Genomic DNA, 6,575 nt, shown 5'->3' with positions numbered 1-6,575 from the left:
CCCCTTTGCCAACCTGACTGCCGCTCACCTGACAGATAGGGGCAACGGGCCAGATTGTGCCCCCGGGTCCTGCGCACGACTGCTTCGCGGCTCCTCGCCAAGCCCTGGTGAATAATCCGGGCTAGCGCTCCTCGTCGCAGCCCGTCTCCACCTGGACCGGGTAGGCGGATTTCCTGTCCTCGCGCACGTACTCGCGGCCCTGTGAGAAGAGCTCCGGGCTCTTCACGCTCACCAATCCCTTGCGCGCGTCGAGCTCCTTCCAGCCCACCGTCTCGAGGGTGCCGCTCTCATACATCACCTCCAGCGACTGGCTCCCCGCCGGGCCGGGACGCAGGCCCACCACCTTCGTGACCGTCGTCTCCTGGCCGAGCTCCACCTCCAGCTCGCCGCTGGCCGGGCGGACGGTGAAGCTCCGGGTATTGGCAGCGCAGGGCTTGAAGAGGACGAAGCCCCTGCCCTTGCGCGTCAGCTCGAGCCACTTCCCCGCGAAGGGCCGCAGCCGCTGCGCCTCCACGGGCGGACGGGCCGCCTGCGGGGCCCCCGGCTGGGGACAGTCCAACTGGGCGCGCTCGAGCAGGCCCACCGTCGACTTGCGCGGCCCCTTGAAGCGCGCGGGCACCCGGCGCGGCTCGGAGCCGGGAAGGAACACCTCCACCGTGTCCCCCGCCACCACGTACGCCTTGCGCGGCGTGGCGGCGCTCTGCGAGTCGAAGAAGTTCGCCCGGTCCGCCTTCACCTTGCACGTGCTCGGCGCTCGCACCGCGCTCCGCTCGAAGGTGTCCGTGCCGGGCCAGCCCATGCCACAGCACGCCGGCGTCTTGCCCTCGAGCACCAGCCGCGTGGGCTCCAGCTTCAGGCTCCACGTGTCCGATGACCCGGCCCCCTGGAGCGTCCAGCGCTCCCCGCTCTTCTGCTTCACCACCAGGGGGCATTCGCAGCTCCCCACGCTGTTGCCCTGCTCGAACCCCGCCTCGTAGCGGACGAGTGTCTCGTTATCCCCCTCGAGGATGAGGAGCTCTCCCCCGTCCTTCTCGTAGCGCCCCGTCACGCTCCCCGAGCCCTGGGCCCGCGCGGACCCGGACGCCCCGAGCCAGAGGGCAAGCAACATCCATACCGTCATTTTACAGAACAGCCGCAATCGAGGCATCATCAGACGCTCCTGAGCCGGACCGAAGCAACTCCGCGGTGGCTCGCCGAGATAATCAGATGATCGCCCGGCACGTCCGTATCCGCGTGTGCGTGGCCCAGAGGGAACGACAGAATCATGAGCACGTATCGGATCCGTTCGGGAGACACCCTGTCGGGCATTGCCCGGCGCCACAACACCACCGTCGATGCGTTGGCTCGCGCCAACAACATCGAGAATCCCGATCAGATCCGCAGGGGGCAGAGGATCCAGATTCCGGATGGATTCGATCGCCCGTCCGTGCAGCGCCCCCGCGCCCGCGCCAGCGGCGAGGACACCTTCACGCCCGCGACGAGGCCCCAGGCCCGCCCCTCGGCCGCGCCCACCAGCGCCCCCACGCCTCCCGTCCGGCCCGAGGGCCTCGGCGCCACGCCCGCCGCGCCTCCGGCGGGTGCCCAGCCGCTGGGAAGCCTCAGCCGCCAGTACGAGGCCCGGGGAGGCCCCGGCACCGTCTCCTCCGGTAATGGGGATAGCGGCGGCGTGTCCTACGGCTCCTACCAGCTCTCGAGCAACCGCGGCACGGCGCAGCGGTTCGTGGACTCGCTGAGGACCAGCCATCCGGACTACCACGCCGCGCTGTCCGCCCATGCGCCCGGCACCGAGGCGTTCAGCAACGCCTGGCGCGAGCTGGCCCGGCAAGATCCGCAGCGATTCGACAGGGCCCAGCACGACTTCATCCAGGCCACGCACTACGACGTGGCGGCCCGGGGCATCCAGCAGGACACGGGGCTCGACCTGAACACGCGCTCGGCCGCGCTGCGGGATGTGGCCTGGTCCACCGCCGTGCAGCACGGCCCGGGCAATGCCGATAGCGGCGCGAGGGAGATCTTCCAGAGAGCGCTCGCGGGGCGTGACCCGGCCACCGTCACCGACGAGCAGCTCATCCGCGACATCTACGCCGAGCGCGGCCGCCGCGACGCCAATGGCGAGCTGGCGCACTTCTCGAGGAACAGCGCCGCCGTGCAGCGGGGCGTGGCGAACCGTTTCGTGAGCGAGGAGGCCAACGCGCTCGAGATGCTGCGACAGGAGCGGGCGGGCGCCCCCCAGACGCCGGCCGCCCAGACTCCCGCCAGCGCCGCACCGGCCTCGGTGCCGGTTCCCCAGCCTCGTCCCGCCGACCTGGCGGCGCAGGCGCAGCCTCCGGCCCCGGTGACGGCTCCGGGCACGGCGGCCCCGCGCCAGGTGCAGGTGCCGTTCTACAGCCAGTTCGAGGGCGGCCACGGCTTCGAGCCGGGCAACGAGGCGTGCTTCCGGGCGGCCACGGCGATGGCCCGGGACGCGGGCGTGACGGTGCAGGGCCCGGATCGCCGCATCCAGGTGGGCACGAGCGAGGACGCCCAGGGCCGCCTCACGGTGGACCCGGCGCGCGCCCGGGAGGGCCGCGAGTACATCGACGGCCAGCTCGACGCGGGCCGGCCGGTGGTGGTGGGCGTGAGCCACAGGGACGCCAACTACAACGTGGACAACCTGACGGACCACTTCGTGGCCATCACGGGCCGCGGCGTCGACGAGCAGGGCCGCACCTACTACACGTTCAACGACCCGGGCACGCGCCACGGCAACATCGGCGCGGACACCAACCCGAACAACCGCTTCTACGTCGACGGCAACACGGGGATGCTGTACCGGCCCGAGGGCGCGGGTGGTTCCATCGACATGCGCCGCTACGACGTCTCGATGGTGCGCCGCAACGCGCAGTAGCCGCCGTGAACCGGTGAGGAGCGCACCTCTCCGCGCTCCTCCCACCGGGGTCCCTCGCGGGACATCCGCTCAAGGACTCCGGGGGCAGGGAGGACTGGCGGGGCAGCGCCCCTCCACGTCCCGAGGCGTCGTCTGCGTGCAGCCAGACACCCGGGCGAAGCTGTTCGTCGCCAGGAAGTCCACGGCGTCCGAGCCATTCCATCCGCGCAGGATGCCGTGCCCCGCGCTGTCCTCGATGCGCGAGTTGGCGATGAAGGGCGCCCCCGGTTGTTGGAAGACGAGGATGGCCGAGCTGACGTCGAACGAGCCGGGCAGGTAGTTGCAGCCGTAGCCCGAGCACTGGCAGGCGCCGCCCGCATGGCGGACCCACACGGACTCCAGCCGGCTGTCCGGGCTCAGCCCGTCGAAGCGGATGCCCGCCCAGTCTCCCGCGGCCGGCGTCGCCCGGGCGGAGGTGAAGACGACGGGACGCGAGGCCGTGCCCACGGCGATGAGCGCGCTTCGGTTGTCATACACGCGGAGCGTCGTGTTGGGTTGGAAGCGCAGCTCGACGCCCGGCTCCACGGTGACGGTGGCCTGGGCGCTGGAGCTGCCCACCTGCAGCCCCTCCAGGACGTAGGGCACGCCCAACGCCCTCACCGTGGCATCCACGCCCACGTAGAAGACGCTGGAGGACGCCACGCCAGGGCTGACGAAGAGGGTGTCCGAGCGATTGCCCGTATAGGTACCGGAGGGCAACGTGCCCAGGGCATTGGGATTGATGGCCAGCGGCTCCGGACGCGCCTCACTCCCCGAGTCGCGAATGACCAGCGCCGTGGAGCCTTCGGCGAAGCCGCTCGTGCCATTGAGCACCACGCCCGGCCCTCGCGAGCCCTCGATGGTGACATGGTCCACGAAGAGCGGCCTCGGGCCGGGCAGGTCCGCGCCCGCGCTCACGCGCACGGTGGCCTCGGCGGACGCGGGGTTTCCACCGCCCGACAGCACCGTCCACGTCAGCCGCGCGGAGCCCCCGGTATAGATGCGGAACTGGCCCCAGGGCTGGCTCGCGTCCTGGGGCTCGAAGCGCACCGGACGCTCCTGCGTGCCCGCGGCGACGAGCGAGCCACCACTGTCCAGCCCGATGGAGCGGGCCGGGCCCATGCGCACCACGGCACACGGCTCCACCGTCACCGCCGCGCGCACCAGCAGGTCCCCGACGACGACATGCGGATTGGAGGCAGACCACGTCTCGGGAGCCGAAATGGTGCCCTGGTGCTCGATGGGCGCGCCCGTGGGCGTGGAGCACGTGGGCCCGGGCTGCCCCGCGTCCGGCTGCCCCGAGGGCTCTCGTGGCTGGCAACCCGACAGGCCAGCCGCCATCATCGACAACGTCAACACACAGCGTCGCAAACAAGGGTTCATGGTTGTCCCTCCTGTAGCCCACTCCCAGGCGCCTCGGGTTCTTCGTGTCATGGGCTCTCCCCTTCATACCCTGAATTCATGCAATTCAGTTGTTCCTGTGAAGCAATGGATGTAGGGTATGGCCCCTTTCAAAGCAGGGGGCCACATGCAAAGCGTTGGCTGGTACCGGAAGTCGTCGTGGGTCGTCCTCGCCTCCATCCTCATGGGGGTGCTGGGTTGTGAACCGCCCGAGCCGGAGGAGACGCCGTCCACTCCGGTCCTCGTGCGCCAGTCCCTGCGCAAGGGGAACGTCACGTTCGTCGAGCGCTCGGATGGAGTCCGGACGCCCACCGTCGATGTCTCGTACTTCCGGCCGAGCGCCGAGGCCCTCGCGGGCTCGACGCCCGTGACGGAGGCGGGCTTCACCATGCTCGCGCCCACCAGCTACTCGCTGGCGGCCTGGCAGACGCCCATCCGGGACCAGGCCGATCGCGGCACCTGTGGTGTCTTCTCCTCCGCCGCGGCCATCGAGGCCCGCTACCGGCGCGACTACGGCATCTCCGTGGATCTCTCCGAGCAGTACCTGATGCACATCGTGAAGAGCACCAGCCTCGACTACCCGCGGAGGTACCAGTACGAGAACCAGAGCTCGTACTGGTATGGCGCCGGCTCGCACTCCCTCTCGCTCGCGCTCTCCTACGCGCTGCCGCTCGAGAGCGAGGTTCCCTACCTGAACCAGTCGGGCATGGATGCCGTGCGGCGCTCGATTCCCGCCGCGGGAGAGCTGATCTGGAGCGGAGATCCCGCGCAGAACCCCACCACCCAGGCGCAGATCGACGCCTTCGAGTACTCGCCCCTGTACATCCCGCAGTCGGCGCGCAACAACGCCCGGTACGGCGTGAGCAGCTACACCCTGCTCGACTGGGCGCAGGCGCGTGACACCGCGCTCATCGAGAACTACATCGCGTCCAACCGGGAGGTGGCCATCGATGTCGAGCTCAAGTGGCGCTACAACGCCACCACCGGCATCCACGAGTACGACTCCTCGGTGAATTACGGCGGTCACTCGATGCTGATCATCGGCTACGACCGCTCGCAGCAGTACTTCCTGCTCAAGAACTCCTGGGGCGGCAGCGCGTACGTCAAGGTCTCCTACGGGTTCATCCAGAACGCGTCCTATGGGGGCGCCGTGGTCAACGGCGTGACGGATCCCAACGCGCCGGTGCGCAAGGGACAGTGGCTGGGCACCTGGGACATGAACCACGACGGGTGGACCGGGAAGCTGGTGGTCCGCCGCATCCCCCACCCCGCCAACGCCGCCACCCGGCTGGGGAGCTATTCCGGGCGCAACGCCAATGGCTATCTGTTGGATGACAACCGGGGCATCTACTTCCGCGTGGCCGACACCACGAGCGACACCGCGCCGGGCACCATGACCGGCCAGCTCTTCCAGATGTACATCCACGGGTGGGATCGGCAGGACGCCTCGGGCTACACCTGGGACGCGGGGAACACCCGGTACGGAAGCGTGCTCAAGCGCTCGGGGCTCTACATCCCCTACGGCAACTCCTTCACCGCGAGCCGGTGGCTGGGCACCTGGTACATGAACCACGACGGGTGGCGCGGCCGGCTGCAGATCACGAGCTACAGCGCCAGTGGCAGCCTGTGGGGGACGTACACCCAGGATGGCGGCTCCCCCGTCAACGTGACGGGGACGTTCGACACCGCGCGTCCCTCCACCGCGACCTTCGCCATCCAGTTCTCCGGCGGGGCGCAGTACTTCTACGTGCACCACTTCAGCTGGTCGCAGAACTTCTTCGCCGGAGTGACCTACTGGAACGGGTACCCCTTCGGCGTGCAGGGCACCAAGTAACGCTCCGAGCGGGTGCGCGGGCTCGACAGGCCGCGCACCCGCCTGAAGCCCGAGCGTCGTTCACGTCTGACGGCCAGGGGCCGATGCTCTTCGTGAAGCAGTACTCGGTCCAGCCCAGGATGTCGGCCATCAAGAGGCGTGGCACGGTGGCTACGAGATGGACGGAGCGTCGACAAGCCTATCGCTGCTGAGCCTGCTGCTGGGCCCACGCCTCGGGGAGGAGCTCCGCGAGGCGGGAGGCGGGGAAGCGGGTGTCGCCGAGCTTGGGCAGCACGTCGCGGAAGTAGGCCCACGGGTCCATGCCCAGCCGGTAGCAGCTGAGCACGAGGGAGTAGACGTTGGCGGCCCGGTGGCCGGCCGCGTCGCTGCCCAGGAAGAGCCAGTTCTTGCGTCCGAGGACAATGAGCTTGATGAGGCGCTCCACCTCGCCGTTGT

5 protein-coding genes are annotated in these 6,575 nt (G+C 69.7%); 2 read left to right on the top strand and 3 right to left on the bottom strand.

The annotated features are described in order from the left end of the window. Nucleotides 1-121: 121 nt before the first annotated feature. The gene (locus AC16DP_RS41360) at nucleotides 122-1,150 is read right to left on the bottom strand and encodes a hypothetical protein (protein WP_329728180.1); all 1,029 of its coding nucleotides are present in this window, start codon (nucleotides 1,148-1,150) and stop codon (nucleotides 122-124) included. 114 nt (nucleotides 1,151-1,264) lie between these two features. Between AC16DP_RS41360 and AC16DP_RS41355 the strand changes: the two genes are divergently transcribed. Next, nucleotides 1,265-2,887: a LysM peptidoglycan-binding domain-containing protein gene (locus AC16DP_RS41355; RefSeq protein ID WP_329728179.1), complete on the top strand. Its 1,623-nt coding sequence runs from the start codon at nucleotides 1,265-1,267 to the stop codon at nucleotides 2,885-2,887. Nucleotides 2,888-2,956: 69 nt separating this feature from the next. Here the strand turns inward: AC16DP_RS41355 and AC16DP_RS41350 are convergent, their stop codons facing one another. Further along, a complete protein-coding gene (locus tag AC16DP_RS41350; RefSeq protein WP_329728178.1) occupies nucleotides 2,957-4,288 on the bottom strand; it encodes a hypothetical protein in 1,332 nt (443 codons plus the stop codon). A 145-nt stretch (nucleotides 4,289-4,433) separates the two neighbouring features. Here AC16DP_RS41350 and AC16DP_RS41345 point away from each other — a divergent pair, with 145 nt between their 5' ends. Continuing rightward, complete coding sequence (locus tag AC16DP_RS41345) at nucleotides 4,434-6,140, top strand: C1 family peptidase (RefSeq protein ID WP_329728177.1); 1,707 nt, start codon at nucleotides 4,434-4,436, stop codon at nucleotides 6,138-6,140. A 178-nt stretch (nucleotides 6,141-6,318) separates the two neighbouring features. Here AC16DP_RS41345 and AC16DP_RS41340 read toward each other — a convergent pair. After that, nucleotides 6,319-6,575 (bottom strand): transposase domain-containing protein (locus AC16DP_RS41340; protein ID WP_483957046.1); only part of this gene is annotated, 257 nt, incomplete at its 5' end.

Source organism: Archangium sp., assembly GCF_057119385.1.
This window is presented reverse-complemented; position numbering and strand designations above follow the sequence as displayed.

Bases quoted from the DNA above. Each gene is read 5' to 3' on its own strand.
- AC16DP_RS41355 (WP_329728179.1), top strand. From the start codon at position 1,265: ATGAGCACGTATCGGATCCGTTCGGGAGACACCCTGTCGGGCATTGCC.
- AC16DP_RS41345 (WP_329728177.1), top strand. From the start codon at position 4,434: ATGCAAAGCGTTGGCTGGTACCGGAAGTCGTCGTGGGTCGTCCTCGCC.
- AC16DP_RS41350 (WP_329728178.1), bottom strand. From the start codon at position 4,288: ATGAACCCTTGTTTGCGACGCTGTGTGTTGACGTTGTCGATGATGGCG.
- AC16DP_RS41360 (WP_329728180.1), bottom strand. From the start codon at position 1,150: ATGATGCCTCGATTGCGGCTGTTCTGTAAAATGACGGTATGGATGTTG.